At 72.0% G+C, this 25271-nt stretch carries 25 protein-coding genes and 1 pseudogene; 12 read left to right on the top strand and 14 right to left on the bottom strand.

Annotation, left to right across the window (positions count from 1 at the left end):
• Positions 1-481, top strand: a pseudogene (locus IE317_RS31060) (hypothetical protein); the annotation flags it as partial.
• Positions 482-584: 103 nt separating this feature from the next.
• Complete coding sequence (locus IE317_RS31065; RefSeq protein ID WP_191314914.1) at positions 585-2195, top strand: succinic semialdehyde dehydrogenase; 1611 nt, start codon at positions 585-587, stop codon at positions 2193-2195.
• A 152-nt stretch (positions 2196-2347) separates the two neighbouring features.
• Here the strand turns inward: IE317_RS31065 and IE317_RS31070 are convergent, their stop codons facing one another.
• The 7 genes from IE317_RS31070 to IE317_RS31100 form a co-directional block, all read right to left on the bottom strand.
• Positions 2348-5362, bottom strand: coding sequence for a helix-turn-helix transcriptional regulator (locus IE317_RS31070; RefSeq protein ID WP_191314915.1), 3015 nt, complete (start codon positions 5360-5362; stop codon positions 2348-2350).
• Positions 5363-5421: 59 nt separating this feature from the next.
• A complete protein-coding gene (locus IE317_RS31075; RefSeq protein ID WP_191314916.1) occupies positions 5422-5622 on the bottom strand; it encodes a hypothetical protein in 201 nt (66 codons plus the stop codon).
• 165 nt (positions 5623-5787) lie between these two features.
• Positions 5788-5991, bottom strand: a complete 204-nt coding sequence (locus tag IE317_RS31080; RefSeq protein WP_191314917.1) for a DUF397 domain-containing protein — start codon at positions 5989-5991, stop codon at positions 5788-5790.
• A gap of 12 nt (positions 5992-6003) precedes the next feature.
• Positions 6004-6906 carry a helix-turn-helix domain-containing protein gene (locus IE317_RS31085; RefSeq protein ID WP_191314918.1) on the bottom strand — a complete coding sequence of 301 codons (903 nt, stop codon included), beginning with the start codon at positions 6904-6906 and terminating at the stop codon, positions 6004-6006.
• A 349-nt stretch (positions 6907-7255) separates the two neighbouring features.
• Positions 7256-8152, bottom strand: a complete 897-nt coding sequence (tesB, locus tag IE317_RS31090; protein WP_191314919.1) for an acyl-CoA thioesterase II — start codon at positions 8150-8152, stop codon at positions 7256-7258.
• Between the two features lie 36 nt (positions 8153-8188).
• Positions 8189-9613: a pyruvate kinase gene (pyk, locus tag IE317_RS31095; protein ID WP_191314920.1), complete on the bottom strand. Its 1425-nt coding sequence runs from the start codon at positions 9611-9613 to the stop codon at positions 8189-8191.
• Between the two features lie 81 nt (positions 9614-9694).
• Complete coding sequence (locus IE317_RS31100) at positions 9695-10024, bottom strand: ArsR/SmtB family transcription factor (RefSeq protein WP_191314921.1); 330 nt, start codon at positions 10022-10024, stop codon at positions 9695-9697.
• Between the two features lie 83 nt (positions 10025-10107).
• Here IE317_RS31100 and IE317_RS31105 point away from each other — a divergent pair, with 83 nt between their 5' ends.
• On the top strand, positions 10108-11517 hold the full coding sequence (locus IE317_RS31105) for a DHA2 family efflux MFS transporter permease subunit (protein ID WP_229903016.1): 1410 nt from the start codon (positions 10108-10110) through the stop codon (positions 11515-11517).
• On the opposite strand, the gene IE317_RS31110 is transcribed toward IE317_RS31105, so the two are convergent.
• The gene (locus IE317_RS31110) at positions 11465-12130 is read right to left on the bottom strand and encodes a DUF2461 domain-containing protein (RefSeq protein WP_191314922.1); all 666 of its coding nucleotides are present in this window, start codon (positions 12128-12130) and stop codon (positions 11465-11467) included. The genes IE317_RS31105 and IE317_RS31110 overlap by 53 nt on opposite strands.
• 53 nt (positions 12131-12183) lie before the next feature.
• Entirely contained in the window at positions 12184-13407 is a 1224-nt protein-coding gene (locus tag IE317_RS31115) for a glycoside hydrolase family 18 protein (protein ID WP_191314923.1), read from the bottom strand.
• A 154-nt stretch (positions 13408-13561) separates the two neighbouring features.
• Between IE317_RS31115 and IE317_RS31120 the strand changes: the two genes are divergently transcribed.
• Positions 13562-13864 (top strand): ArsR/SmtB family transcription factor, encoded by a 303-nt coding sequence (locus tag IE317_RS31120; RefSeq protein WP_191314924.1) that lies wholly within the window; start codon positions 13562-13564, stop codon positions 13862-13864.
• 4 nt (positions 13865-13868) lie between these two features.
• On the opposite strand, the gene IE317_RS31125 is transcribed toward IE317_RS31120, so the two are convergent.
• Positions 13869-14195 carry a winged helix-turn-helix transcriptional regulator gene (locus IE317_RS31125; protein WP_191314925.1) on the bottom strand — a complete coding sequence of 109 codons (327 nt, stop codon included), beginning with the start codon at positions 14193-14195 and terminating at the stop codon, positions 13869-13871.
• 68 nt (positions 14196-14263) lie between these two features.
• Here IE317_RS31125 and IE317_RS31130 point away from each other — a divergent pair, with 68 nt between their 5' ends.
• The 4 genes from IE317_RS31130 (at position 14264) to IE317_RS31145 (ending at position 17708) form a co-directional block, all read left to right on the top strand.
• Positions 14264-14737: a group II truncated hemoglobin gene (locus IE317_RS31130; RefSeq protein WP_191314926.1), complete on the top strand. Its 474-nt coding sequence runs from the start codon at positions 14264-14266 to the stop codon at positions 14735-14737.
• Between the two features lie 35 nt (positions 14738-14772).
• Positions 14773-16209, top strand: coding sequence for an aromatic amino acid ammonia-lyase (locus IE317_RS31135; RefSeq protein ID WP_191314927.1), 1437 nt, complete (start codon positions 14773-14775; stop codon positions 16207-16209).
• A 67-nt stretch (positions 16210-16276) separates the two neighbouring features.
• The gene (locus tag IE317_RS31140) at positions 16277-16852 is read left to right on the top strand and encodes an RNA polymerase sigma factor (protein ID WP_229903017.1); all 576 of its coding nucleotides are present in this window, start codon (positions 16277-16279) and stop codon (positions 16850-16852) included.
• Positions 16845-17708, top strand: a complete 864-nt coding sequence (locus IE317_RS31145) for a CU044_5270 family protein (protein WP_191314929.1) — start codon at positions 16845-16847, stop codon at positions 17706-17708. Before IE317_RS31140 ends, IE317_RS31145 begins: the two co-directional genes overlap by 8 nt.
• A 51-nt stretch (positions 17709-17759) precedes the next feature.
• Here the strand turns inward: IE317_RS31145 and IE317_RS31150 are convergent, their stop codons facing one another.
• Positions 17760-18785: a 6-phosphofructokinase gene (locus IE317_RS31150; RefSeq protein WP_191314930.1), complete on the bottom strand. Its 1026-nt coding sequence runs from the start codon at positions 18783-18785 to the stop codon at positions 17760-17762.
• Positions 18786-19067: 282 nt separating this feature from the next.
• Here IE317_RS31150 and IE317_RS31155 point away from each other — a divergent pair, with 282 nt between their 5' ends.
• Entirely contained in the window at positions 19068-20150 is a 1083-nt protein-coding gene (locus IE317_RS31155; protein WP_191314931.1) for a 3-deoxy-7-phosphoheptulonate synthase, read from the top strand.
• Positions 20151-20507: 357 nt separating this feature from the next.
• On the opposite strand, the gene IE317_RS31160 is transcribed toward IE317_RS31155, so the two are convergent.
• Positions 20508-20996: a polyadenylate-specific 3'-exoribonuclease AS gene (locus tag IE317_RS31160; protein WP_191314932.1), complete on the bottom strand. Its 489-nt coding sequence runs from the start codon at positions 20994-20996 to the stop codon at positions 20508-20510.
• A gap of 20 nt (positions 20997-21016) precedes the next feature.
• On the bottom strand, positions 21017-21778 hold the full coding sequence (locus IE317_RS31165) for a lysophospholipid acyltransferase family protein (protein WP_191314933.1): 762 nt from the start codon (positions 21776-21778) through the stop codon (positions 21017-21019).
• Between the two features lie 212 nt (positions 21779-21990).
• Here IE317_RS31165 and IE317_RS31170 point away from each other — a divergent pair, with 212 nt between their 5' ends.
• From IE317_RS31170 to IE317_RS31180, 3 genes are read left to right on the top strand one after another with little or no spacing between them, the layout of a single operon-like run.
• Positions 21991-22758, top strand: a complete 768-nt coding sequence (locus tag IE317_RS31170) for an alpha/beta hydrolase (RefSeq protein ID WP_191314934.1) — start codon at positions 21991-21993, stop codon at positions 22756-22758.
• The gene (locus IE317_RS31175) at positions 22755-23273 is read left to right on the top strand and encodes a hypothetical protein (protein WP_191314935.1); all 519 of its coding nucleotides are present in this window, start codon (positions 22755-22757) and stop codon (positions 23271-23273) included. The genes IE317_RS31170 and IE317_RS31175 overlap by 4 nt, the downstream gene beginning before the upstream one ends.
• A 9-nt stretch (positions 23274-23282) precedes the next feature.
• Positions 23283-24422, top strand: a complete 1140-nt coding sequence (locus IE317_RS31180; RefSeq protein ID WP_191314936.1) for a glutamate--cysteine ligase — start codon at positions 23283-23285, stop codon at positions 24420-24422.
• On the opposite strand, the gene IE317_RS31185 is transcribed toward IE317_RS31180, so the two are convergent.
• Positions 24419-25261: an NUDIX domain-containing protein gene (locus IE317_RS31185; RefSeq protein ID WP_191314937.1), complete on the bottom strand. Its 843-nt coding sequence runs from the start codon at positions 25259-25261 to the stop codon at positions 24419-24421. The genes IE317_RS31180 and IE317_RS31185 overlap by 4 nt on opposite strands.
• Between the last annotated feature and the right edge of the window lie 10 nt (positions 25262-25271).

The following is a 25271-nucleotide window of genomic DNA, read 5'->3' on the forward strand; positions in this document are numbered from 1 at the left end:
GTGGATGCTCGGCATGGACGTCTCGGCGACGCTGAGCTACGAGACCGACGAGGGGACGATCAAGTCGCACTACACGACCGGGATCGGCTTCTGGCTGCTGATCGGCGGCGGGATCGTCGCCCTGATCGCGCTGGTGTCCGCGGTGCTCGCCGGGCGGCGCACCCCGGCCGCCGTCCCGGGCGGACCGCCGCCGGGTCCGTACCAGCAGCAGCCGCGGCCGTACCCGGGGCCGCCGCAGCAGTTCGCGCAGCCTCACCCGCCGGGGTACCCGGCGTCGCAGCCGTTCCCCGCACAGGCCCCGCCGCCGCAGACCGGCCCGCAGCCGCCGCCCGCCTACGGCGGTCCGGCGTCGCACCCCTTCCCGGCGCAGCAACCCGACGACCCGTACGGCGGCGCGACGCAGGCCCAGCCGCACCCGGTGCAGCAGGATCCGACCGAGCCGAACTACCAGCTGCCGCCGCTCCACCCGCCCAATACGTGAATCTTATTCACATCACGCTGGACATCTGACGTACCGACGGTATGGTGTACTCGTCGGTAACCCCTGCGCGACGTCGCGCGGACTCCGCCGGAACGGAGACGTCATGACCAGCACGACCCCCGCGAACGCAGTCGAAGACACCTCGTTGCCGCCGACCGTCGGCGGCGTCGCCGGGGCGCCGGGCGCGGCGCGGGCGGCCCAGCTCGTCGCCCGCGTGACCGGCGGCGCGGACTCCGCCCCGATCCGGATGACCGCGCCGTTCACCGGGCTGCCCATCGCGACCCTGCCGCAGGCCACCGACGCCGACGTCCGCGCGGTGTTCGCGGACGCGCGCACCGCCCAGCGAGCCTGGGCGGACCGCTCCCCCGCCGAGCGCGCCCGCGTCCTCACCCGCCTGCACGACCTGGTGCTCGCGAAGCAGGACGAGGTGCTCGACCTGGTCCAGGTCGAAGCGGGCAAGGCGCGGCTCGACGCGTTCGACGAGGTGAGCGCGACCGCGCTGGTGGCGGCCTACTACGGCAAGCACGCGGCGAAGCTCCTCGCGCCCCGCCGCGTCGCCGGCGTCATCCCGGGGCTGACCCGCGCGGGCGAGGTCCGGCACCCGAAGGGCGTCGTCGGGATCATCTCGCCGTGGAACTACCCGCTGGCCCTGACGGCGATGGACGTCCTGCCGGCGCTGGCCGCGGGCAACGCCGTCGTGCAGAAGCCGGACAACCAGACCGCGCTTTCCGCGCTGTGGCTGCACGAGCTCGCCGAGGAGGCCGGGCTGCCCGCGGGGACGTGGCAGATCGTGCTCGGCCGCGGCTCGAAGATCGGCACCGCGCTGGTCGAGGAGTCGGACTACCTGTGCTTCACCGGGTCCACGCCGACCGGCAAGGAACTGGCCGGCCAGGTGGCGAAGCGGCTGACGTCGTACTCGCTGGAGCTCGGCGGCAAGAACCCGATGATCGTGCTGCCCGACGCCGACGTCGCGAAGGCCGCGACGGGCGCGGTGACCGCGTGCTTCTCCTCGGCCGGGCAGCTCTGCGTGTCGGTCGAGCGGATCTACGTCCACGAGGACATCCGCGACGAGTTCACCCGCGCGTTCGTCGCGCGCACCGCGGCGCTGCGGCTCGGCGGCGCGCTGGACTACCAGGCCCAGATGGGGTCCCTGACGTCGGAAGAGCAGCTCGCGGCGGTCTCGAAGCACGTTGAGGACGCCCGCGCGAAGGGCGCTTCGGTGCTGACCGGCGGCCGGGCGCGGCCCGACCTGGGCCCGCTGTTCTACGAGCCGACGGTGCTCTCCGGCGTCACCCCGGACATGCTGCCGTTCGCGGAGGAGACGTTCGGGCCGGTCGTGTCGATCTACGGCTACACCGACGTCACCGACGCGATCGAGCGGGCCAACGACACGCCGTTCGGGCTCAACGCCAGCGTCTGGTCGCGCAATGGCCGCGCGGGCTGGGAGGTCGCGGCGCGGCTGAAGGCCGGGACGGTCAACGTGAACGAGGGCTACGCGGCGACGTTCGGCAGCGTCGGGGTCCCGATGGGCGGGATGAAGGACTCCGGCGTCGGCCGCCGCAACGGCGCCGAAGGCCTGCTGAAGTACACGGAGTCCCAGTCGATCGCCCTCCAGCGCGGCCTCGCCCTGCGTCCCCCGCGCGCGGTCCCCGGCTCCCTGTGGTCCCGAGGCATGACCTTCGGCCTCAAAGCCCTCCGCCGCCTCCCCCGCTGACGGGCATCACGCGTGATCCAGCGGGCATCACGCGTGATTGGACGGGCATTACGCGTGATTGGCGGGGCATCAGCCCGATGCCTCCCCAATCACGCGTGATGCCCCGCTGATCACGTTTGATGCCCCTCTGATCACGTTTGATGCCCCGCTGATCACGCGGTGGGGGCCGTCAACAGGCCTCGGTCGTAGGCGATGGCCACTGCTTCGGCGCGGCGGCTGGCGCCCAGTTTGGCCATCACGCGGGAAAGGTGGACGCTCACCGTTTTTTCGCTGATGTAGAGCTCTTCGCCGACCTGGCGGTTCGTGCGGCCCAGGGCGACGCGCTCCAGGACGTCGCGCTCGCGGTCGGTGAGCGGGTCGGTGACCGTGCGGGCCGGGGGTGCCGGCTCGACGCCGTCCAGCTCGACGCGGGCGCGGTGGGCCAGGTCGCGGACCGCGTCGCGCAGCGGGATCGCGCCGAGGCGGACCGCCACCTCGTGGGCCGCCTCGAGGGACGCGCCCGCGTCGGTGTCGGCCGCCAGCAGCGCTTCGGCTTCGTGCCAGCGGCAGATCGCCTGCTCGTAGACGGCGCCGTAGCCGAACGCTTCCGCCGCGGCCGCCCACATCCGGGCGTCGCCGCGGCCGGACAGGCAGGTGGCCGCCGCCTCCAGGCGGGCCAGCCACGCGCGGCCCTCCGGTCCGAGCGTGCCCGAGCGCGGCTGGCCGACGACCGCGCACATCCGGCCGTGCGCCAGGAGCCGCTCGCCGGCCGCCACCGCGGCTTCGGCGGCGGTCTGGTCGCCGTGGAGCCGGGCCGCCGCGGCCAGCGCGGCCGCCGCGGACACGCCGAGCGCGGCCACCCGGATGCCGGCCAGCAGGCCGGGTTCGATCCGCTCCAGCCAGCCGATCAGGTCTTCGGCCTGGCGCACGGCGTCGGCGTGGTCGCCGTGCCAGTACGCCAGCTCGATCCCGGCGCCGCCGGCCGACAGCGGGATCTGCATGTCCGCCGTCCAGTGCTGCCGCAGCCCGGACAGCAGCTTCGCGGCCTCGTCCGACCGGCCGCGGGCGACGACGAACAGCGACCAGATGGCCAGGATCCGCGCGGCGACCGCGTTGGACACCCCGCGCCCGGCGCGCCCGGCGCTCTCGTCCGGCCAGTCGCCCATCAGGTACCGCAGCATCAGCTGCCGCGCCCGCAGCTCCAGCCCGTAGACGCTCCAGCTCAGCCCGGCTTCCTCGGCGCGGGCGACGCCGTGCGTGGCGTGCTCCAGCGCTTCGGCGAACTCGCCCTGGTCGTCGTGGCTCAACGCCAGGAAGTAGGTGGCGCGGATCTCGGTGTTGTACGCGCCGACGTCCCGCGCCTTGCGCTGGGCCTGCCGCAGCCGCTCCCGGGCTTCGGCGGCGTCGCCGCGCGAGTCGGCCAGCGTGCCCAGGGTGACCAGCGCCGACGCCTCCGCCCCCGTCGCGCCCACGGCCTGGGCGTCGGCGACCGCGGTGAGCGCGCTGTCGAGCGCCGCCTCGGGCTGGTCGAGGATCCGGAGGAAGCCGGCCCGGCTGGCCAGCACCCAGGCGCGCGCGGAGCTGGGATCGGTGTCCTTGACCAGGTCCCAGGCCCGGTCGATGGCGGCGACCGCCTCGTCGAGCGTGCCTTCCAGCGCCAGCAGCGCGTCCGCCAGCCGCCGCCACACCTTGGCGGCCCGGTCGTTCGGGATGTCCGGCGTCAGCGCCTGGGTGGCGGAGCGGGCGAACGCGGCGGCCCGCTCGGGCTCGCCGGAGGTCCCCGCGAAGTACGACGCTTCGTACAGCAGCTTCAGCTCGTCGACGCCTTCGGGCCGGTCCGCCGGGGTGACGGCGTCCCAGATGGACAGCGCCTGTTCGACGTGCTGCAGCGCCGACCCGGGCGCACCGAGTTTCTCGGCTTCGTCCATCGCGCGCAGCAACGCCGGCAGCGCGGTGGCCAGATCGCTGCTCTGCATCGAGTGGTAGGCCAGCTTCGCGTCATGACCGCGGCCCTGGGCGCGCGCCTTGATCCGCGCCGCGTACGCCGCGTGCGTGCGCGACCGCTCCCCGGGCAGCAGATCGCCGTACACGGCTTCCTGCAGCAACGCGTGCCGGAACGTGTACGAGCCGTCCGAAAGCACCACGAGCACGTGGTGCTGGACGGCTTCGCGCAGCGCGTCGTCGAGTTCGAGCTCCCCCAGCCCGGAAACCTCGGCGAGCGCGGCGTGCATGACGGGTTCGTTGGCCACCGAGATCACCCGCGCCACCCGGCGGGCGTCCGGGGAGAGCCGCTCGAGCCGGGACAGCAGCACCTCGGCCAGCCCGGCGGGCAGGTCGTTGCACTCGGTCTTGGTGGCGAGCAGCTCCTCGGCGAAGAACGGGTTGCCCTCGGAGCGGCTGACGATGTCGGCCACGACGTCCGACGGCAGCGGCTCGTCGGCCAGCGCCTCGACGAACTTGCGGGCGTCGACCGCACCGAAGGGCCGCAGGTCGACGTGCTCCACCGTGGCGAGCCGGACCAGCTCGGCCAGCACGCCGCGCAGCGGGTGACGCCGGTGGACGTCCTCCTCGCGGTAGCTGCCGACGACCAGCAGCCGCTGCGCCCGCAGCCGGGTGAGCAGGAAGGACAGCAGGTTGCGGGTCGAGGCGTCGGCCCAGTGGAGATCCTCCAGCAGGATCACCACCGGGCGCGACTCCGCGACCTCGGTCAGCACCCCCAGTACCGCGTCGAACAACTGCAGCTGACCGAGGTCCTGCTCCGGCCGGGGACGCACCATGGTTTCCCGGTCGTTGGAGGTCATCGGCGGGTGTTCGGCCGCCCGGGGCTCCTCGAAGCCCGGGCCCTGCGGCAGCAGCCGCCCGAGCGCGGGCCGGGCCCGCACCGCGGCGGCGACCGCCGGGTCCGTCGCGCTGCCCAGCGGGGCGAGCGCCTCGGCGAACGGAAGATAAGGAAGACCGCCCTCGCGGACGTCGATGCAGCGGCCGGTGAGCACCAGCCCACCGCACGCCGCGACGTGCTCGCCGAGCGCGGTCAGCAGCCGGGTCTTGCCGACCCCGGCGTCCCCCGAGAGCAGCACCGCGCCGGCCTCGCCACGTTCGGCACGGGCGAAGGCGGCGCGGAGCCGCCGCATCTCGTGGGTACGGGCGACGAGCGGGATTCCGGAGCCGAGTCGGGGCACGAGGAGCATTGTTGCTCACACCCCCGACAGTTTCCGACCGCTTATCGCCTTTGACACCTTCACCGCCCTTACCGGGCGGTGTCGGCGGTCGCCCGCGTGGCCTCCCGGCGCTGCTGAGCCGGTACCTCGACATCCGTCCTCGTGGCCCTGAAGTGCCGGGCGGCACGGCGGGCGCGGGCGGCCCAGGCGCTGCGCCCGGCCTTCCGCAGTTCCTCGGCCCGGTAGGCCGCTTCGGCACGGACTGCGTCGAGCATCAGATCGCTGTGCATCGTGTTCCCCTGTTCCTCGGTTGGTAGCACTCAGGTTCGTCCTGAGGGCACACCCCGGGCATCGGGTGATCACGTAGGCCTGGACGCGAAAAGACCCCTTACTCCCGGCCGAGCCCAGCTCGGCGGGGGTAAGGGGTCTTCCCGAGCGCCTCGTGTCTCAGTGACTCAGTCGAGGGCCGGGCCGCCGGTCCGCACCGCGGCCAGCAGCCCCCGCCAGCCCGACGCGGGCAGGCGGAACGCACCCCCTTCGGGGTCCTTCGAGTCGCGCACCGCGGCGCCGCCGCCGACGAACGCCACCTCGACGCAGTCGTTGCCGCCGCCGCTGTGGCTGCTCTTGCGCCACCGCGCCCCGGAGAGTTCTGCTTCCATGGTCCCCACTCCTTACTGTGTCCTCGGTTCCGGATGGTGCACCGGAGCCGGTACGGCCGCCTGTTCGGCGAACCGTCCGGCCGCCTCGGCGATCAGCTCCACCGAGTCGTCCGGCTTCAGTGCGGCCGCGCGCAGATGGTCGAACATCAGCCCGTAGCGCCGGACGTCTGTGGGTTCCTCCAGGTAGAGGCCGCTGGAGGTGCTGTCGTCGACGTAGACGACGTCCGGGTCGGCCTGCTCGGGGAACCCCATGATCAGGAAGGGGCCTTCCATGCCGGGGTGCGCGCCCGCACCGAACGGCACGACCTGGACGGTCACGTTCGGCTTCTCGGCGACGGCGACCATCCGGTAGAGCTGCTCGGCCATCACTTCGGGGCTGTCGACCACGCGGCGCAGCACGGCCTCGTCCATCACCGCCCAGTACTCCGGCGGTGGGGTCTCGGACAGCAGTTCCTGGCGGGCCATCCGGGCGGCGACCCGGCGGCGGATTTCGGCCTCGTCGGCGTCCGGCCGCAGCGCGCGGATCACCGCGCGGGCGTAGCGCTCGGTCTGCAGCAGCCCGGGCACGAGCAGCGCCTGGAACGCGCGCAGCGAGCTGGCGTCGGCTTCGAGGCCGACGAAGGTGCCGGTGAAGACTTCGTTGTACGCGTGCCACCAGCCGCGCTTGCGGGCTTCCCTGGCCAGCTGGACGAGCGCCTCCTGCTCGTCGCCCATGATGCCGTAGAGGGCCAGCATGTCCCGGGCGTCACGCGGCGTGACGCCGACGTGGCCGGTCTCGATGCGGCTGATCTTCGAGGCCGAGCACTCGAGCTTCTCGCCGACTTCGTCGATGGTGAGGTCGGCGGCCTCGCGGAGCCGGCGCAGCTCTCCCGCCAGCCTCCGGCGGCGAACCGTGGGGCTCTGTCCCCTTGCCATCGCGGCACCTCCGGATGTCGAGTGCTCCCTGTATCCAACCATCCGGGCGCGGAGTCGGTGGAGCATTAACCCGAGTCGATTCCGGCGCCGGAATCTGCAATTTGCAGAATGCTCTTGTATCCTCGCACCCTGCACTGCACCGGGCGCCCGTCAGTCGGCCAGCCGTGCTCTCGACCGGCCTCTGAGCAGGGTAGACGATGACCGCGCGAAGGGCCGCGCGATCATCACACGGAGGGGTCCGGGGCCGTCCCCCGATCGGTCCCGGCCCCCTCACCCGGGCCGAATGCCCTTTTCCCGCGGCCGATATTCGGGCCATTCGTCGCCCGTGAGGGTGATTTCCCGGCGAACTTCACAAGACGCGCAGGAGTCCTTCTTGGACGACCGTCGCGATCAGCGTGCCGTCCTGGGCGAAGAACCGGCCGGTGGCCAGACCGCGGGCGCCGGAGGCCGTCGGCGAGGCGCTGTCGTAGAGGAACCACTCGTCCGCGCGGAACGGGCGGTGGAACCACAGTGCGTGGTCGAGGCTGGCCCCGAGCACCTTGTCGGTGTCCCAGTAGACGCCGTGGCGCGCGAGCACCGAGTCGAGCAGCGTCATGTCCGAGGCGTAGGTCAGCACGCAGACGTGCAGCAGCTGCTGGTCGGGCAGTTTCCCGTCGGCGCGCATCCACACCTGGTTGCGGGCCGGCCGCTCGCCGGTTTCCCGGGTGACCCACGGGGGCTCGTTGACGTACCGCAGGTCGATCGGCCGCGGCCGGGCGTGGGCGCCGATCGCGTAGCCCTCGGCGCGCTCCATCAGCGTCGGCAGCGTTTCCGGCGCCGGGACGCCCTCCGGCATGACCTCGGCGTGCTCGATGCCCGGTTCGTCCGTCTGGAACGACGCCGAGAGCGAGAAGATCGCCTTGCCGTGCTGGATCGCCACCACCCGGCGGGTGGTGAACGACCGGCCGTCGCGGATCCGGTCGACTTCGTACACGATCGGCACGCTCGGGTCACCGCCGCGGATGAAGTACGCGTGCAGCGAGTGCACCCGGCGTTCCTCGGGCACCGTGCGCCCGGCCGCCACCAGGGCCTGGCCGGCGACCTGCCCGCCGAACACCCGCACCGGCGAGTGGGCGGGCGAGACGCCGCGGAAGATGTTCTCTTCGATCTTCTCCAGGTCGAGCAGCGCGACGAGGCGGTCGAGCACCGGCTGGCCGCCACCGGGGATCTCCGGTTCGGTGGCGGCCGTCCTGGCCATTTCAGTCATGGCCAGACCCTATGCGCTGGATGGGTGACGCGTCCCTTATGCGTGGTCGTCTTCACCGAGGCGGTGCACGCGGATCAGGTTGGTCGACCCGACGGTGCCGGGCGGGGAGCCGGCCACGATGACGACCAGGTCGCCCTTCTGGTACTTGCCCATCTCCAGCATCGCGTGGTCGACCTGCTGGATCATCTGGTCGGTGGAGCTGACCTGCGGGACGATGTGGGTGTTGGTGCCCCAGGTCATCGACAGCTGGCTGCGCACGCACTCCTCGGGCGTGAACGCCAGCAGCGGCAGCCGCGTGTGCAGTCGCGCGAGGCGGCGCACGGTGTCGCCGGACTGCGTGAACGCGACCAGGGCCTTCGCATTCAGCCGCTCGCCGATGTCGCGGGCGGCGTAGGAGATGACGCCGCGCTTGGTGCGCGGGACGTGCGACAGCGGCGGCACGATCGGCGAGTCGGTCTCGACCGCCTCGATGATCCGGCCCATCGTCTCCACGACCTCGATGGCGTACCGGCCGACCGAGGTCTCGCCGGAGAGCATCAGCGCGTCCGCGCCGTCGAGCACCGCGTTCGCGACGTCGGAGGCCTCGGCGCGGGTCGGCCGGGAGTTGTTGATCATCGACTCGAGCATCTGCGTCGCGACGATGACCGGCTTCGCGTTCTCGCGGCAGATCTGGATGGCGCGCTTCTGCACCAGCGGGACCTGCTCCAGCGGCAGCTCGACGCCGAGGTCGCCGCGGGCGACCATCACCGCGTCGAAGGCCAGCACGATGGCTTCGAGGTTGTAGACGGCCTCGGGCTTCTCGATCTTGGCGACGACCGGCAGCCGTCCCTTGCCGACCCGGTCCATCACCTGGTGGACCAGGTCGATGTCGGCCGGCGAGCGGACGAAGGACAGGGCGATGAAGTCGACGCCCAGCTCGAGCGCGAACTCGAGGTCTTCGATGTCCTTGTCGGACAGCGCCGGCACGGAGACGTCCATGCCGGGCAGCGAGACGCCCTTGTTGTTGCTGACCGGGCCGCCCTCGGTGACCTCGCACACGACGTCCGGGCCCTCGACGCCCTTGACCACCAGGCCGACCTTGCCGTCGTCGACGAGCAGGCGGTCGCCGGGCTTGGCGTCCTTCGCCAGGCCCTTGTAGGTGGTCGAGACGCGGTCGTGCGTGCCGGCGACGTCCTCGACGGTGATCCGGACGACATCGCCGTTGTGCCACTCGACCGGCCCGCCGGCGAACGTGCCCAGGCGGATCTTCGGGCCCTGCAAGTCGGCGAGGATGCCGACCGCCCGCCCGCTCTCCGCGGCGGCGGCCCGGATCAGGTCGTAGACCTGCTTGTGGTCGCTGTGGCTGCCGTGGCTGAAGTTCATTCTGGCCACGTCCATGCCGGCATCCACCAGGGCCCGCATCTTGTCCGGGGTCGCGGTGGCAGGGCCCAGGGTACAAACGATCTTCGCGCGTCGGCTCACGTCCACATAGCGTAGACCCTCTTCGCGCGTTCGTCTGTACCGATCCCGAATGTTCAAGAAGATGTTCAGAAACCTGTCCGGTCAGGTTCCCGGCGGCCGCTCTTCCGCGGCCCCGCGGAGGATCGGTTCGAGCAGGCCCGGAAAGCGTTCCCGCAGGTCTTCGGCGCGCACCCGGACCCGGCGGTGCCTGCCGTCGGCAGTCATCGCGACCACGCCGGCCTCGCGCATGATCCGGAAGTGGTTCGACACCGTCGAGAGCGGCACGCCCAGGCCGTCGGCCAGCACCGCGCAAGTCGACTCCGGCCGGGCGTGCGCCCGGCGCACCAGTTCGAGGCGCACCGGGTCGCCGAGCGCGTGCAGCACGGCCGGGAGCGCGAAGGCGTCGCGCGCGGGCTGAGGGAGCGGTCGCATGCCCCGATGGTACCTACCCTTCGACATTTCGGGATTGTCGAACTATCGTGACGGCGAACACCGGACCTCTGGGGGATCGAACAGTGCAGACGGCAGTGCGCACCGGACGGGCGGCCCTGCTCGCGGTGACCGGCCTCGGCCAGTTCATGGTGCTGCTCGACAGCACGATCGTCGGCGCGGCCCTGCCCGACATGCAGTGGCGGCTCGGCACCGGGCTGAGCGGCCTGCAGTGGATCGTCGACGCCTACGTGCTGCTGGTCGCGATGCTGCTGCTCTCCGGCGGCGTCTTCGCCGACCGCTTCGGCCGCAAGCGGGTGTTCCTCGCCGGGGTCGCGGTGTTCACCGCCGCCTCGGCGGTGTGCTCGGCCGCGCCGTCGCTGGGCTGGCTGGTGGCCGGCCGGGTGCTGCAGGGCGTCGGTGCGGCCGCGTCGAGCCCGGCGTCACTGGCCCTCCTGGCCGCCGCCCATCCGGTGCCGGCCGATCGGGTGCGGGCGATCGGGCTGTGGGCCGGGCTCAGCGGCATCGGCCTGGCCGCCGGCCCGGTGGCAGGCGGCGTGCTCGCCGAGGCGGCCGGCTGGCCGGCGATCTTCCTCGTCAACGTGCCCATCGGCGTGGTCCTGCTGCTGGCCGGGCTCCGGGTCCTCGGCGAGTCCCGCGCACCCGGTGCCCCGGCGATCGACGTCCCGGGAACGGTGTTGTCCGTCCTCGGCGTCGGCGCGCTGACCTACGGGCTGATCGAGGGCGGGTCCCGCGGCTGGACGTCGCCGGCCGTCCTGGGCGCGTTCGCCGCCTCGGCGGTGCTGCTCGGGGGCTTCCTGGTCGTCGAGCGGCGGAGCGCGGCGCCGATGCTGCCGCCGGGGTTGTTCCGGCGGCGTCCGTTCGCGGTGCCTATCACGGCGATGCTCGTGGTCGGCTTCGCGCTGATGGGCTCGTCGTTCTTCTTCTCCCAGTTCTTCGTCCACGTCCAGGGCAGCTCGGTGCTGCGCGCCGGCCTGCAGACCCTGCCCACGCCGGTGGCGATGGTCATGGCGAGCCCGTTCGCGGGGCGGCTCGCCGCCCGCCACGGCCCTCGGGTCGTCGTCACCGCCGGCCTGGTCCTGGCCGGGCTCGGGCTGGTGACACTCGGCCGGGTGGACGCCGGCACCGGCTACGGGGCCGTGTGGTGGAGGCTGGCCGTCGCCGGCCTGGGGTTCGCACTGGCCATGTCCCCGTTGACCGCGGCGGCCATCCAGGCGGTGGACCCGCGCGACGGCGGCCTGGCCTCCGGGATCAGCAGCACGGCCCGGCAGATCGGCGCGGTGCTCGGCGTGGCGGTGCTCGGCGCCGTCGCCGGCGGTTCGGCCGACCTGGGCACCGCCTTCGTCACGGCGGGCGCGGTCACGCTGGCCTGCGCGGTCTTCACCGGACTCGGCCTGGGCCCGCGCCGACCGCGCCGCGACCTCAGCGCCGCGGCTGCTCACTCGGGCCGACGCGGTCGCGGGCCCACTCGTTGAACTCGCGCAGCTGCCGCCACGCCTTCCGGACGCGGTCCAGAGCACCCCGCTCGTGCAGGACGTCGTCGGGCTCCCAGCCGCGCACGGCGTACACCGAGCGGTACCGCAGCAGATCGAGGCGCGGGTGGTCCTCGGGGAACCCGCGCGGTTTCGACTTCAGCCGGTCGCCCTTGACCTCCCAGCCCGCGCGCTCCAACTTGGCGAGGATCTTCTGCAGTGCTTCGCCGTGCAGCTCGGTGTCGACCGCCTTGCGGAACCGCGCGATCTGGTCGGACGCGAGGTGGAAGCAGCCGCCGCCGACGCGCAGGCCGTCCGGGCCGACCTCGACGTAGTAGGCGCCGCCGCCGCGGCCCTGCTCGATCACCGCGCCGCAGTGGGTCTTGTACGGCGTCTTGTCCTTGGCGAAGCGGACGTCGCGGTAGGGGCGGAACACCTTGGGCTCGCCGAAGCCGTCGGAGAACTCCGGCGCCAGCTCGGCCAGCAGCGCTTCCATCGGGGCGCGGACGTCGGTCTTGTAGGTCTCGACGTGGTCGTCCCAATAGGGCTTGGAGTTGTCCTGCACGAGGCCGTCGTAGAAGTCGATGGCGTACTCGCCGAATCCGCTGAACTTCACCCGGACGACAGTAAACGGGGGCACCGACGAGTTCCGCCGGTGCCCCCGAAGGATTACTTCGCGACGGCCGTGATCAGCTCGCCGTTGGTGGTGTCACCCGAGAGCTCCCAGAACATCGCGCCGCCCAGGCCCTGGGTCTTGGCGTAGGAGATCTTGCCCGCGATCGTCGCGGGCGTGTCGTAGCTCCACCAGTTGCTGCCGCACTTGGCGTACGCGGTGCCGGCAATGGTGCCGGTCGACGGGCAGGACGTCTTGAGCACCTTGTAGTCCTCGATGCCCTGCTCGTACTTGCCGGGCGCCGGGCCGGTCGCGGTGCCGCCCGGGGCGCTCTGCGTGACGCCGGTCCAGCCGCGGCCGTAGAAGCCGATGCCCAGCAGCAGCTTGTTTGACGGAACGCCCTTGCTCTTGAGCTTCTGGATCGCCGCGTCGGAGTAGAAGCCCGCGGTCGGGATGCCGGAGTAGGACGTCAGCGGGGAGTGCGGAGCGGTCGGGCCCTGCGCCGCCCAGGCGCCGAAGTAGTCGTAGGTCATCACGTTGTACCAGTTGACGTACTGCGCCGCGCCGCCGTAGTCGGCCGCGTCGATCTTGCCGCCGCTGGTGCCGTCGGCGGTGATCGCCGCGGTCACCAGCTTCGAACCGAACTTGGCGCGCAGGGCCTGGAGGAGGTTCTTGAACGCCGCCGCGCCGCTGGTGTCGCAGGACAGGCCGCAGGCGTTGGGGTACTCCCAGTCGATGTCGATGCCGTCGAAGACGCCGGCCCAGCGCGGGTCGTTGACCAGGTTGTAGCAGGAGTCCGCGAACGCCGTGGGGTTCTTCGCGGCCTGCCCGAAGCCACCCGACCAGGTCCAGCCGCCGAAGGACCAGAGGACCTTCAGGCCGGGGTGCTTGGCCTTGAGCTTCTTGAGCTGGTTGAAGCTGCCGGCGAGGGGCTGGTCCCAGGTGTCGGCGACGCCGTCGACGCTGCCCGCGGCGTCGTAGGTCTTCTGGTAGTCGGCGTAGGCGTCGCCGATCGCGCAGCCGCCGTTCGTCACGTTGCCGAAGGCGTAGTTGATGTGGGTCAGCTTGCCCGCCGAGCCCGACGTCTCGATGTTCTTGACGTGGTAGTTGCGGTCGTAGACACCCCATTCGGTGAAATAGCCGACCACCTTGCCGACGGAGGCCTGCGCGGTCTCGGTGGCGGCGGTGGCCACCGGGGCGGTTGCGCCGCCCGCGACGAGGCCCGCGGCGGCCGCCACGGCCAGCAGCGCTGAGAAGCTCTTCCTGCGGAAACGGGACATGCGTTCTCCCTCCGGGGAATTACTCACGGCGTCGGTGCCGGAGTGGTGGGGACCACACTCACCGTAAGTGGACTAGACCACTAGGTCAATGGTCCAGACCAGCGACGGTTCGCATTCCTTGACAGGAATATGCCCGGCAGAGCACATTTCAGGGGTGATGCAGACTTTCGACGTCCTCGCCGAACCCCGGCGCCGGACCATCCTCGACCTGCTGCGCGACGGCGAGCGCTCGGTCGGCGAGCTCGTCGAGCGGCTCGAGCTGAGCCAGCCCGCCGTGTCGAAGCACCTGCGGGTGCTGCGCGAAGCCGGGCTGGTGACGGTCCGGGTCGCGGCGCAGCGGCGGTGCTACGCCCTGCGCCCGGAACCCCTGGCCGAGGTGGACGCCTGGCTGGCGCCCTACCGCCGCTTCTGGTCGGACCGGCTGGACGCCCTCGAGCGGCGGCTGGACGAAAGCTGAGCCGTCAGCCGAAGGTGATGCCGCGCTCGGCCGCCCGGCGCTCGCCCCACTCGTACAGTGCCTGCAGCGCCGGGCGCAGCTCCTCCCCCACCTCCGTCAGGTGGTACTCGACGTGCGGGACCCGTCCGTCGAACTCCTCGCGGCGGACGAGGCCGTCCGCGGCCAGCTCGCGCAGCTGCTGGGTCAGCATCTTCTCGCTCACCCCCGGCATCCGGCGCCGCAGCTCGCCGTAGCGGTGGGCGCCCTCCTTGAGGTGCGCCAGGATCACCGGTTTCCACTTGCCGCCGATCAGGTCGACCGCCAGTTCCGTCGCGCAGTGGTACCGCTTCATCCCGCTCTCCCCTACGCACCGGAAAGTACGTGGTTGCCCGGCCGGAGCACCCCTGGTTGCCTGATCCGGTGATCGTGCCAGAAAGCCCCACCCTCTTCGACTGGGCAGGCGGCCACGAAGCCCTCGTGAAGCTGCTGACCATCTTCTACGGCCACGTCCTGGAAGACCCGTTGCTCGAACCCGTCTTCCGCGGCATGGACCCGGACCACCCGAAGCACGTCGCGGTGTGGCTCGGCGAGGTCTTCGGCGGACCCGCCGAGTACTCCGCGAGCCACGGCGGGCACGCCCACATGGTCGGCCGCCACCTGGGCCGCGGGATCACCGAAGAGCAGCGCCGCCGCTGGGTCACCCTGCTGCTCGACGCCGCCGACGAGGCGGGCCTGCCGGACGACCCGGAGTTCCGGGCCTCCTTCGCGGGCTACCTCGAGTGGGGCAGCCGCCTGGCCGTGATCTTCTCCGCACCCGGCGCCGAACCGGACCCGCACGAACCCGTGCCGCGGTGGGACTGGGCGAAGCCCCCCTGGCAGCCGCCGTCGGCCTAGCCGCATAGTGAGGGCAGCCGGAAGGAGGGCTGCCGTTGATCCGGGTGGACGGCCGGACCCTGCGGTGCGCGGACGTCGTGACCGCGGCGCGCACCGAAGGCCCGCTGGGCATCGACGTCTCGATCGCCGCGCTGCGGGCGGCCGAGCACGCGTGGAAGCTCGCCGAAGAGCTGAGCACGCGCCGGGTCGTCTACGGCCGGACCACCGGTGTCGGGGCCAACAAGGACGACATCGTCGAAAGCTCCGTGGAACACGGCCTGCGGCTGCTGCGCAGCCACGCGGGTGGCAGCGGCGACGAGCTGCCGGCCGGCCACGTGCGGGCGATGCTGCTGATCCGGCTCAACCAGCTCCTGGCCGGCCGCTCCGGGATCAGCCCCGAACTGATCGGCGCGCTGGCCGAAGCGGTCCGCACCGGCGCGCGGCCGCTGGTGCACCGGCTCGGCGCGATCGGCACCGGTGACCTGGCGCCGCTGGCCGAGGCGGCGCTGGCGCTCACCGGCGAACGGCCGTGGGTCACCGGGCACGTGCCGCCGGTGCCGGTGCGGGCAGGCGACGCGCTGGCCTTCATGAGCAGCAACGCCGCGACGCTCGCCGAAGCGACCCTCGCGGCGATGCGGCTCGACACGCTGACCCGCGCGAGCCACGCCGTCGCGGCGCTGACGTACGTCGCGCTCGACGGCAACCCCGAGGCGTACGCGACGCCGGTGCACGAAGCGCGGCCGCACGCGGGGCAGGTCGCCTGTGCCGCGGAGATGCGGCGGCTGCTGGGCATGCACCAGACGCCGAAGCCGGGACGCCGGATCCAGGACCCGTTCGGCCTGCGGGCGTTCCCGCAGGTCCAGGGCCCGGCGCTGGACGCGATCCACTACCTGCGGGACGTGCTGGCCGTCGAGATCAACGCGAGCACGGAGAACCCGATGATCTCGGCCGTCCACGGCGACGCCTACCACCACGCGCACTTCCACACCGCGTACGTGTCGACGGCGCTCGACCAGGCCCGCGCGACCGTGCACCAGGTGGCGGAGCTGTCGGTGGCACGGCTCGGCGACCTGGTGGAGCCGGAGTTCACCGGGCTGCGGCCGTTCCTGGCCGCGGGGCCGCCGGGCAGCTCGGGCGTGATGATCCTGGAGTACGTGGCACACGACGCGCTGACCGAGCTGCGCCAGGCCGCCCTGCCCGCCACGCTCGGCACGGCGGTGGTCTCGCGCGGCATCGAGGACCACGCGAGCTTCTCGACCCAGGCGGCCCGCGCGGCGACGGCGGCGTGCTCGGCCTACCAGCAGGTGCTGGCGTGCGAGCTGGTGGCCGCGGTCCGCGCGCTGCGCATGCGGGAGGCGGACCTGGTGGAGCTGCCGGTGCGCGACGCCTTCGAAGCGGCGTCGGAAGTGCTCGATCCCGGCCTCGACGACCGGCCACTCACCGGCGACATCGCCGCCGCCGGCGGGGTCCTGGACTCCCTCGCCCGCATCTAGCCGTGAACCCGGATCGCCTGTTCCGCCAACAACGGGGCAGATGGCCTCACGACAGGCAGGCGGTTCCTTGAGTTCAGCAGGTGAAGCCGGGGATGACGCGGACGTCATCACCGCGTCGCTGGAGCACCCCGAGCGGTTCGCGGTGGTCTTCGACCGCCACGCGCCGCACATCCATCGCTACCTCGCCCGGCGGCTCGGCGGTCAGGCCGCCGACGACCTGATGGGCGAGACGTTCCTGGTCGCGTTCGGCGGGCGCGCCCGCTACGACCCGGCGTTCCCGAGCGCGCGGCCGTGGCTCTACGGGATCGCCACCAACCTCGTCGGGCAGCGCCGTCGCGAAGAGGCCCGCGAATACCGGCTGCGCGCCGCTCTCGGGCCGCCCGCCGAGCATGACGGCCACGCGGACCGGGTCGCCGAGCGCGTGACGGCCCAGGCGATGAACGGCCGGCTGGCCGCCGCGCTGGCCGGGCTGGCCCGCGGGGACCGCGACGTCCTGCTGCTGATCGCCTGGGAGGGACTGGCCTACGAGGAGGTCGCGTCCGCACTGGGGATCCCGGTCGGCACCGTCCGGTCGCGCTTGAACCGGGCCCGCAGGAAGGTCCGCACCGCGCTGGCACCCGAGGAGGTCTCGAACCATGGATGAGATGCAGCTGCTGCGCGACTTCGCCGGCCCCGCCGGGCTGCCGGGGCGCGAAGACCTGGCCCGGAAGCGAGCGGAACTGCTCGCCGCCGCCACGGCCCGTCCCCGGCGCCGGCGGGTGCTCTGGGGCGGGGTCACGGCGGCCGGGCTCGCCGCGGCCGCGGCCGCGGCCGTCGTCCTGACTCCGGCCGCGACCCCGGTCCCGCCGGATCCCGGGCCCGAACCGGTGCGCATCCTGCACGCCGCGGCCGCGAAGGCGCGCGCCCTGCCGGACGTCGTCCCGCGGCCGGACCAGTTCGTCTACACGAAGACGCGGCTCGCGGACGGCCGGGAGAACGAAACGTGGGCGTCGGTGGACGGCACCCACGACGGGCTGCAGTTCCTCTACGGCCACGAAGCCTCGCTGGCGGGGTGCCGCGACGGGAAGCGCGTGCAGCACGAGAGTCACGGGCGGACGGTGACGAACCGGTGCGTGCCGCACCCGGCCGCCCCCACGGACCTGCCCACCGACGCCGACACCATGCTCGCCTACCTGCACAAGAGCACCCACGGCGAAGGCGACACCCTGCACGACCTCGGCAGCGAAGTCATCGAACTGGCCGAGGGTTATCTGCGCCCGGCGGTGCGGGCCGCGCTCTACGAAGCCGTGGCGAAGGTGCCCGGGCTGGTCGCCCGCACCGACGCGAAGGACGCCACCGGACGGACCGTCCTCGGCGTCACCTGGGACAGCACGACCGTGCACGGGATCGGCAACCAGGCCGAGTTCCTGTTCGACCCGGTCACCTTCGCCTACCGGGGCTCCGGGACCGATGCCGTGGTGAGCCAGGGGATCGTCGACGCGGTGCGGCAGCGGCCCTGAACGCGCGAAGGGCCGCCCCGGGAATCCCGGAGCGGCCCTTCGGCGGACGACTCAGCCGAAGAAGACTTCGGCTTCCTGGTAGCGCTCGACCGGGACCGTCTTCAGCTCGGCCGTCGCCTCGGACAGCTTCACGCGGACGATGTCCGTGCCCTTGAGGGCGACCATGACGCCGAAGTCGCCGTCCGCGACCGCGTCGACCGCGTTGAGGCCGAAGCGGGTGGCCAGGACGCGGTCGTAGGCCGTCGGGGTGCCGCCGCGCTGGACGTGGCCCAGGACCACGGCGCGGGACTCCTTGCCGGTGCGGTGGGCGATCTCGTCGGCCAGCCAGGTGCCGATGCCGCCGAGGCGGACGTGCCCGAAGGCGTCCTTCTCGCCGGTGAGCAGCTTCTCCTCGCCGCCCTCGGGCAGCGCGCCCTCGGCGACGACGATGATCGGCGCGAACTCCTTCTCGAAGCGGCGCTCGACCCAGGAGACGACCTGGTCGACGTTGAAGTGCCTCTCCGGCACCAGGATGACGCTCGCGCCGCCGGCCAGGCCGGAGTGCAGCGCGATCCAGCCGGCGTGCCGGCCCATGACCTCGACGACGAGCGCGCGGTGGTGCGACTCGGCCGTGGTGTGCAGCCGGTCGATCGCCTCGGTGGCGATGGAGACCGCGGTGTCGAAGCCGAAGGTGTAGTCGGTGGCGCCCAGGTCGTTGTCGATCGTCTTGGGCACCCCGACGACGCCGACGCCGTCGTCGGTCAGCCGCTTCGCGACGCCGAGGGTGTCCTCGCCGCCGATCGCGATCAGCGCGTCGACGCCCTGGTCCGCGAGGACCTGCTTGATCTTGTCGACACCGCCGTCGACCTTGTACGGGTTCGTGCGTGAGGACCGCAGGATGGTGCCGCCGCGGGTGAGGATGTCCTCGACGTCGTTCAGGCCCAGCGGGCGGCTGTCGCCGGTGAGCGGGCCGTTCCAGCCGTTGCGGAAGCCCACGAAGTCCCAGCCGTGCACCTCGATGCCCTTGCGCACCACCGCGCGGATCACCGCGTTGAGCCCCGGGCAGTCGCCGCCGCCGGTCAGCACACCGACACGCATGAGAAGCCTCCGTCTGTTCTCGGGAGATGACAGTCACATTTCGTCAGACGTCAGAGTAGCGGCTCTCGTCTTGATCGGTGCAGGCCGTACCACCTGCCGGATCGGTCTTCGTGGCGGCTGTGCTACGTTGATCTCGTGCAGCGCTATTTCTGGTTTACGAAGCCGGCCCCGGGTGGGCGCGGCGGCGTGAACCTGCGCTGACTCCCACCCCGAGCCGGATTTCGAAACCGGCTCGGCGAGTCCCCCGCGGGTCGGTGTCCACCAGGAAGGAACACCCCCGCCATGACGCTCTCCGCCGGACCGGCCACCATCGGTGACCTCGACGCCGCCCGCACCACGTCGATCAGTCCGCTCATTTCGCCCGCGCTGCTGCGCGAAGACCATCCGGTCGACGCCGCCGTCGCCAAGGTCGTGCGGCAGGGCCGGGCCGAGACGGTCGACATTCTCGAAGGCCGCGACGACCGGCTGCTCGTCGTGGTCGGCCCGTGCTCGGTGCACGACCCGGAAGCCGCCCTCGACTACGCCCGCCGCCTGGCCGCGAAGGCCGAGGAGCTGCGCGGCGAGCTGCACATCGTGATGCGCGTGTACTTCGAGAAGCCGCGCACGACGCTGGGCTGGAAGGGCCTGATCAACGACCCGGACCTCGACGGCACGTTCGCCGTCAACAAGGGCCTCCGGATGGCCCGCAAGCTGCTGCTCGACGTGTCGGCGCTCGGCCTGCCGGTGGGGTGTGAGTTCCTCGACCCGATCACGCCGCAGTTCATCGCGGACATCGTCACGTGGGGCTCGATCGGCGCGCGCACGGCGGCCAGCCAGGTGCACCGCCAGCTGTGCAGCGCGCTGTCGATGCCGGTGGGCATCAAGAACTCGACCGAGGGCGACATCCAGGTGGCGATCGACGCCACCCGCGCGGCGGCGGCGAGCCACGTGTTCCCGGGCATCAACACCGACGGGTTGGCGGCGCTGCTGACGACGTCGGGCAACCCGGACTGCCACGTGATCCTGCGCGGCCACAACGGCGGGCCGAACTACGACACCGCTTCCGTTTCGGACGCGCTGGCCCGGTTGGCGAAGGCGGGGCTGCCGGAGCGGGTGATCATCGACGCTTCGCACGGCAACAGCGGCAAGGACCACGTGCGGCAGGGTGTGGTGGTTTCCGAGCTGGCCGCGCGGCTGGCTGCGGGTGAGCGCGGGATTTCGGGGTTGATGATGGAGAGCTTCCTGGCCGGTGGGCGGCAGGAGCTTTCGCTGGGGCACGCTGCGGAGCTGACCTACGGGCAGTCGATCACGGATGCCTGCCTGGCTTGGGACGACACCGCGCCGCTGCTCGATGAGCTGGCCTCGGCGGTGCGGGCGCGGCGCTGAGAGGTCCCCGGCCTGGGGGTCCCGCGGTTTTTACGTTACCGGGGAGCACCGACAATTCCGGGCGGCGCTGGGTGGCTCTGCGCTTCCGAGGTGCCGGGCGGCCGGGTCGGCGGGGCTCGATCTGTGCCGCGAATGACTCATTGGGGACTTCCGAGGTCCCCAATGGGTCATTCGCGACCTTCGGGCCGGGCCGCGTCGCCGTCTCGATGCAGTGAATGACTCATTCCTGGCGTCCGATGCCAGGAATGAGTCATTCACTGCGTTCGGACCCGCGGCAAGCCGGGGGGTCAGCGGCGCGAAAGTGTCGGTGCCTGCCGGTAGCGTGGAAAACGGGGGGCGCCCCCGCGGCCCGGCGGATCACCGCCGCGGGAAGTAGCTCTCGATGACTTCCCACCGCGCCAGGTTGTGCTTCGCGTCCGCCAGCGCGTCGTGCTGGTCCGTCGGTGCCGCCGGGAGCTTCGGCTTCCCCGCGTCCTCCCACCGCTGGCGCAGGTCCCGCGTGAACCGCGGCAGCTGCCGGGGCAACGCCGGCATCGGGCCCCACAGCTGGGCCAGCGCCACGTGGTCGTACGCCGCGAACCAGGCCCACAGCTCGATGCCGCCCGGGGGCTTGCCGAAGAACTCCAGCAGGTCGTTGCGGATCTTCTCCCTGCTCCGCCACGCCCGGTCGGCCGGTGAGGGCAGCTTGTCCAGGACGTTGTCCCGGACCCACGGCCCCGCCTTCGAAGGGTCGAACTCGGTCGAGACCGCGTAGAACTCGCGGCCCTGCTCGTCCACCACCCCGATCGACACCAAATCGATGGTCACGCCGTCTTCGATGAACTCGGTGTCGTAGAAAAAACGCACTGGTGAACAGTAGTGGTGGCTCAGCCGACCTTGGAATCCGGCACCCGGGCCGCGTCACGGGCCGAGGGCTGGGCGGGCACCGAGGGCTTGACCCCGGCCGCCTCCGCCGCCAGGAGCTCCTTCGCCTTCGCCGCGTAGATGTCGACGTACTCCTGGCCCGACAGCTCCATCAGGGCGTACATGATCTCGTCGGTGATCGACCGCTCGATGAACCGGTCGCCCGAGAGACCTTCGTAGCGCGAGAAGTCCAGGGGCTTGCCGAAGCGGACCTCGAGCCGCCGCGGCCACCACATCTTCGAGCCGATCGGGTTGACCTTGTCCGTGCCGACCATCGCCACCGGGATCACCACGCCGCCGGACTCCAGGGCGATCCGGGCGACGCCGGTCTTGCCCTTGTACAGCCGTCCGTCCGGGGAGCGGGTGCCCTCCGGGTAGATGCCGAGCAGGTGCCCCTCGCGCACCAGGCGGATCGCCGTATCGAGCGCGGCCTGGGCGGCGTTGCCGCCGGAGCGGTCGATCGGGAACTGGCCGACGCCGGTGAAGAACCACTTCTTGAGCGTGCCCTTGAACCCGGGCTCGGTGAAGTACTCGGACTTGGCCGGGAAGGTCACCTTGCGCTTGACCCGCAGCGGCATGAAGAACGAGTCCGCGACCGCCAGGTGGTTGCCGGCGAGGATCGCGCCACCGGTCTCGGGGATGTTCTCCGCGCCGACGACCTTGGTGGGCCAGAGCGTCTTGAGCAGCGGTCCGAGGAACACCCACTTCATGAGCCAGTACAGCACCGGTGCCTCAGTCCTCCATCACAGCCGCAGCCCTGTTCACCCGAGACGAACAGCCTACGAACCCGGGTGGCCGCCGCACAACGCAGACCACCCGGTTACCACTTCGGCAGCGATCGATCTCACAGCGAATTCGGGGCCCGGGCGGACCCCCACAACGTCGGCCGGGCGTGAGAGCATGGAGGGACTGCCCCGCTCACACGGAAGGCGATCGCATGGGCGTGCTCGCCGGCGCGGAACCGTTCGGCCACACCGGTTCGGCCGAGACCGGGTTCCTGCTGTGCCACGGGTTCACCGGTACCCCGGCGAGCATGCGGGCCTGGGGTGACCACCTGGCCGCCGCCGGGTTCACGGTGCGCTGCCCGCTGCTGCCGGGCCACGGCACCCGCTGGCCGGACCTCAACCGCACGACGTGGGAAGACTGGTACGGCGCCGTCCGCGAGGCCCTGCTTGCGCTGCTGGCGACGTGCCGGACCGTCTTCGTCGGCGGCCTCTCCATGGGCGGCACGCTCACCCTGCGCCTGGCCGAGGAGTTCGGCGACCGGATCGCCGGGATCGTCCTGGTCAACCCGTCGGTGACGCGGCTGAAGTGGGACACCCGGCTGCTGCCGGTGCTGGGCCGGATCGTGCCGTCGGTGCCGGCGATCGCGAACGACATCAAGAAGCCGGGCGAGACGGAGCTGGCCTACCCGCGCACGCCGGTGCGCGCGGCGGCGAGCCTGGCGAAGCTGTGGGCGGTCGTGCGCGCCGACCTGGCGAAGGTGACGCAGCCGGTGCTGCTCCTGCACTCGTCGGTCGACCACGTCGTCGAGCCGGTGAACTCGCAGCTGGTGCTGAAGGGCGTCTCGAGCACCGACGTCACCGAGGTCGTGCTGGAGAACAGCTACCACGTGGCGACCCAGGACAACGACGCCGAAGTGATCTTCACCCGCAGCGTCGAGTTCGCGAAGGCGCACGCCGCCCAGCCCGAGGAGACCGCATGAGCCGGGGGAAGGACGGGCCGGAGGACGTCGACGCGACGTTCGCCGAGATCGTCGCCGACCTGCGCGCCGGCGGGTTCGGGCTCCCCGAAAACGACACCGTCGACACCGCCGACGCCGCCGAAACCGCGGAAGCCGCCGGGACCGAGTCGCGCAAGACACCCGAGCGGCCCGCCGAGCCGCCGGCCGTGGACACCCCGCCGGATCCCGGCTGGCGGTCCGGCGGCACGTCGTGGGACACCACGATGTTCTCCGACGACCCGGCGGACGACGACGAGCACTACGTCCCGCCGGAGCCGCCGCCGCTGCCCCGGCCGAAGATGGGCGCGTTCCTCATCCTGCTGCTGTTCCTGGCCGGGCTGTTCCTGCTGATCCTGCCCGGCGCGATCGGTGTCGGCCCGACGGTGGCGACCCCGCTGGGCATCCTCGCGCTCGCGACGGCGATCGCGCTGCTGCTGCTCCGCGTGCGCCAGGGTCCGCCGCCCGGCGCGGACCCCAGCAACGGCGCCCAGGTCTGACGGACGGCGATGCACATCGAGTTCAGTCCTTCGCGGCGATCGACCGTCGGCGCGGAATGGGAGCTCGGCCTGGTGGACCGCCGCAGCGGCGAGCTGTCCTCGGTCGCCGAGCAGATCCTGGAGGCCGTCCGGCCCGACGGGCAGGCGGAGCACCCGAAGATCAAGCAGGAGCTGCTGCTCAACACGATCGAGATCATCACCGGCGTCTGCGACACGATCGCCGAGGCCAAGGCTGACCTGGCCGACTCGCTCGACGTCGTGCACGGCGTCGCCGACCCGCTCGGCGTCGAGATGTTCTCGGCCGGGACGCACCCGTTCTCCAACTGGTACCAGCAGAAGGTCACCGACAAGGAGCGCTACGCCAAGCTGATCGACCGGACCCAGTGGTGGGGGCGGCAGATGCTGATCTACGGCGTCCACATCCACGTCGGGGTCGACCACCGCGAGAAGGTGCTGCCGGTCCTCGACGCGCTGCTCAACTACGCGCCGCACCTGCAGGCGCTGTCGGCGTCTTCGCCGTACTGGGGCGCGGAGGACACCGGGTACGCGTCGAACCGGGCGCTGATGTTCCAGCAGCTGCCGACGGCCGGGCTGCCGTTCCAGTTCCGGAAGTGGGCGGAGCTGGAGAACTACGTCGAGGACATGTTCACCACCGGCGTGATCGACAGCTTCTCGGAGATCCGCTGGGACATCCGGCCGTCGCCGAAGCTCGGCACGATCGAGATGCGCGTCTGCGACGGCCTGCCGACACTGGAGGAGGTCGGCGCGATCGCGGCGCTGACGCAGTGCCTGGTCGACGACTTCGTCGAGCGCCTGGAAGACGGCGAGATCCTGCCGACGCTGCCGCCCTGGCACGTCCAGGAGAACAAGTGGCGCGCGGCCCGCTACGGCACGGACGCGATCGTCATCCTGGACGCGGCCGGCCGCGAGCGGCTGGTCACCGACGACGTGGCGGACCTGCTGGACCGGCTCGAGCCGGTGGCGCGGCGGCTGGACTGCGTGGCCGAGCTGCGCGACGTCGAAACGATCCTGAAGTACGGGCCGAGCTACCGGCGGCAGCGCGCGGTCGCCGAGCAGCACAAGGGCAGCCTCAAGGCCGTGGTGGCGTCGCTGGTCGCCGAGATGCGCGACGGGATCGCGCGCGGCTAGAGCCGGTCGAGCTGCGTGCGCAGCGTGCCGGGGCCGAGTATCGACGCGCCGAGGGCTTCGACGCGCCGTTTCAGCTCCCGGTCGGCCGTCGCGACCAGGACCTCGGCCTGCTGCTGCGCGACGACCTCCACGATCTTCGAGTCGCCGTCGGTGTCCGCCGCGACGACTTCGACGCCTTCGGTGCCCGTGACGTGCTTCGCCTTTCCTTCGACGACCAGGACGATCCGTGGCCACCAGGTCACGGCCGGATCGTCCGGGTCCGGCACGCCCGCTTCGGCGAGCTTGGCAAGCTGGTCACGGAGGCGCTCGGCGGCACCGTGCCGATCGCGCCACCAGCCGTCCGGACGCGAGCCGACGACGTTGGCCCCGTCGACGACCAGGACGAGTTCACGCCCGACGCGGTCGCGCAGAGCGGGCCACGCGGCGGCGAAGTCGCGGTGAAGGGGGTAACCGGGGACGTCGTCGGGATCCACCCAGCGCACCTCCGCACTTTCGGTGTTGGCGACGCGCGCCTCGGCGCCGTCGGCGAGGGCGAGGACGGTGGTGTAGCTCCAGTCGCCGTGATCGACGACGGACGCCGAGACGGCGCGAAAGGCATCGGCGGGAACGGAGGCCTCTTCGAAGGCTTCGCGGGCAGCGGCGGTGCGGGCGGTCTCGCCGGCTTCGATGGCGCCGCCGGGCAGGGCCCAGGTGCGGCCGTGGTGCACCCACCAGGCGCGGCGCTGCAGGAGGACGCCGCGGGCGGGATCGACGAGCAGCAGCCCGGCGGCGCCGTAGCGGCCCCAGTGCACGTGCCCGCAGGAACAGCGGACGAACACGCTCGCGGACAGGTGACTCACGTGTCCAGCG

Source organism: Amycolatopsis bullii, from assembly GCF_014654205.1.
GTDB classification, from domain to species: Bacteria; Actinomycetota; Actinomycetes; order Mycobacteriales; family Pseudonocardiaceae; genus Amycolatopsis; species Amycolatopsis plumensis.

Coding starts and splice junctions, on each gene's coding strand:
- IE317_RS31065 (WP_191314914.1), top strand. CDS start 585: ATGACCAGCACGACCCCCGCGAACGCAGTCGAAGACACCTCGTTGCCG.
- IE317_RS31070 (WP_191314915.1), bottom strand. CDS start 5,362: ATGCTCCTCGTGCCCCGACTCGGCTCCGGAATCCCGCTCGTCGCCCGT.
- IE317_RS31075 (WP_191314916.1), bottom strand. CDS start 5,622: ATGCACAGCGATCTGATGCTCGACGCAGTCCGTGCCGAAGCGGCCTAC.
- IE317_RS31080 (WP_191314917.1), bottom strand. CDS start 5,991: ATGGAAGCAGAACTCTCCGGGGCGCGGTGGCGCAAGAGCAGCCACAGC.
- IE317_RS31085 (WP_191314918.1), bottom strand. CDS start 6,906: ATGGCAAGGGGACAGAGCCCCACGGTTCGCCGCCGGAGGCTGGCGGGA.
- tesB (WP_191314919.1), bottom strand. CDS start 8,152: ATGACTGAAATGGCCAGGACGGCCGCCACCGAACCGGAGATCCCCGGT.
- IE317_RS31100 (WP_191314921.1), bottom strand. CDS start 10,024: ATGCGACCGCTCCCTCAGCCCGCGCGCGACGCCTTCGCGCTCCCGGCC.
- IE317_RS31115 (WP_191314923.1), bottom strand. CDS start 13,407: ATGTCCCGTTTCCGCAGGAAGAGCTTCTCAGCGCTGCTGGCCGTGGCG.
- IE317_RS31125 (WP_191314925.1), bottom strand. CDS start 14,195: ATGAAGCGGTACCACTGCGCGACGGAACTGGCGGTCGACCTGATCGGC.
- IE317_RS31145 (WP_191314929.1), top strand. CDS start 16,845: ATGGATGAGATGCAGCTGCTGCGCGACTTCGCCGGCCCCGCCGGGCTG.
- IE317_RS31150 (WP_191314930.1), bottom strand. CDS start 18,785: ATGCGTGTCGGTGTGCTGACCGGCGGCGGCGACTGCCCGGGGCTCAAC.
- IE317_RS31155 (WP_191314931.1), top strand. CDS start 19,068: ATGACGCTCTCCGCCGGACCGGCCACCATCGGTGACCTCGACGCCGCC.
- IE317_RS31170 (WP_191314934.1), top strand. CDS start 21,991: ATGGGCGTGCTCGCCGGCGCGGAACCGTTCGGCCACACCGGTTCGGCC.
- IE317_RS31175 (WP_191314935.1), top strand. CDS start 22,755: ATGAGCCGGGGGAAGGACGGGCCGGAGGACGTCGACGCGACGTTCGCC.
- IE317_RS31180 (WP_191314936.1), top strand. CDS start 23,283: ATGCACATCGAGTTCAGTCCTTCGCGGCGATCGACCGTCGGCGCGGAA.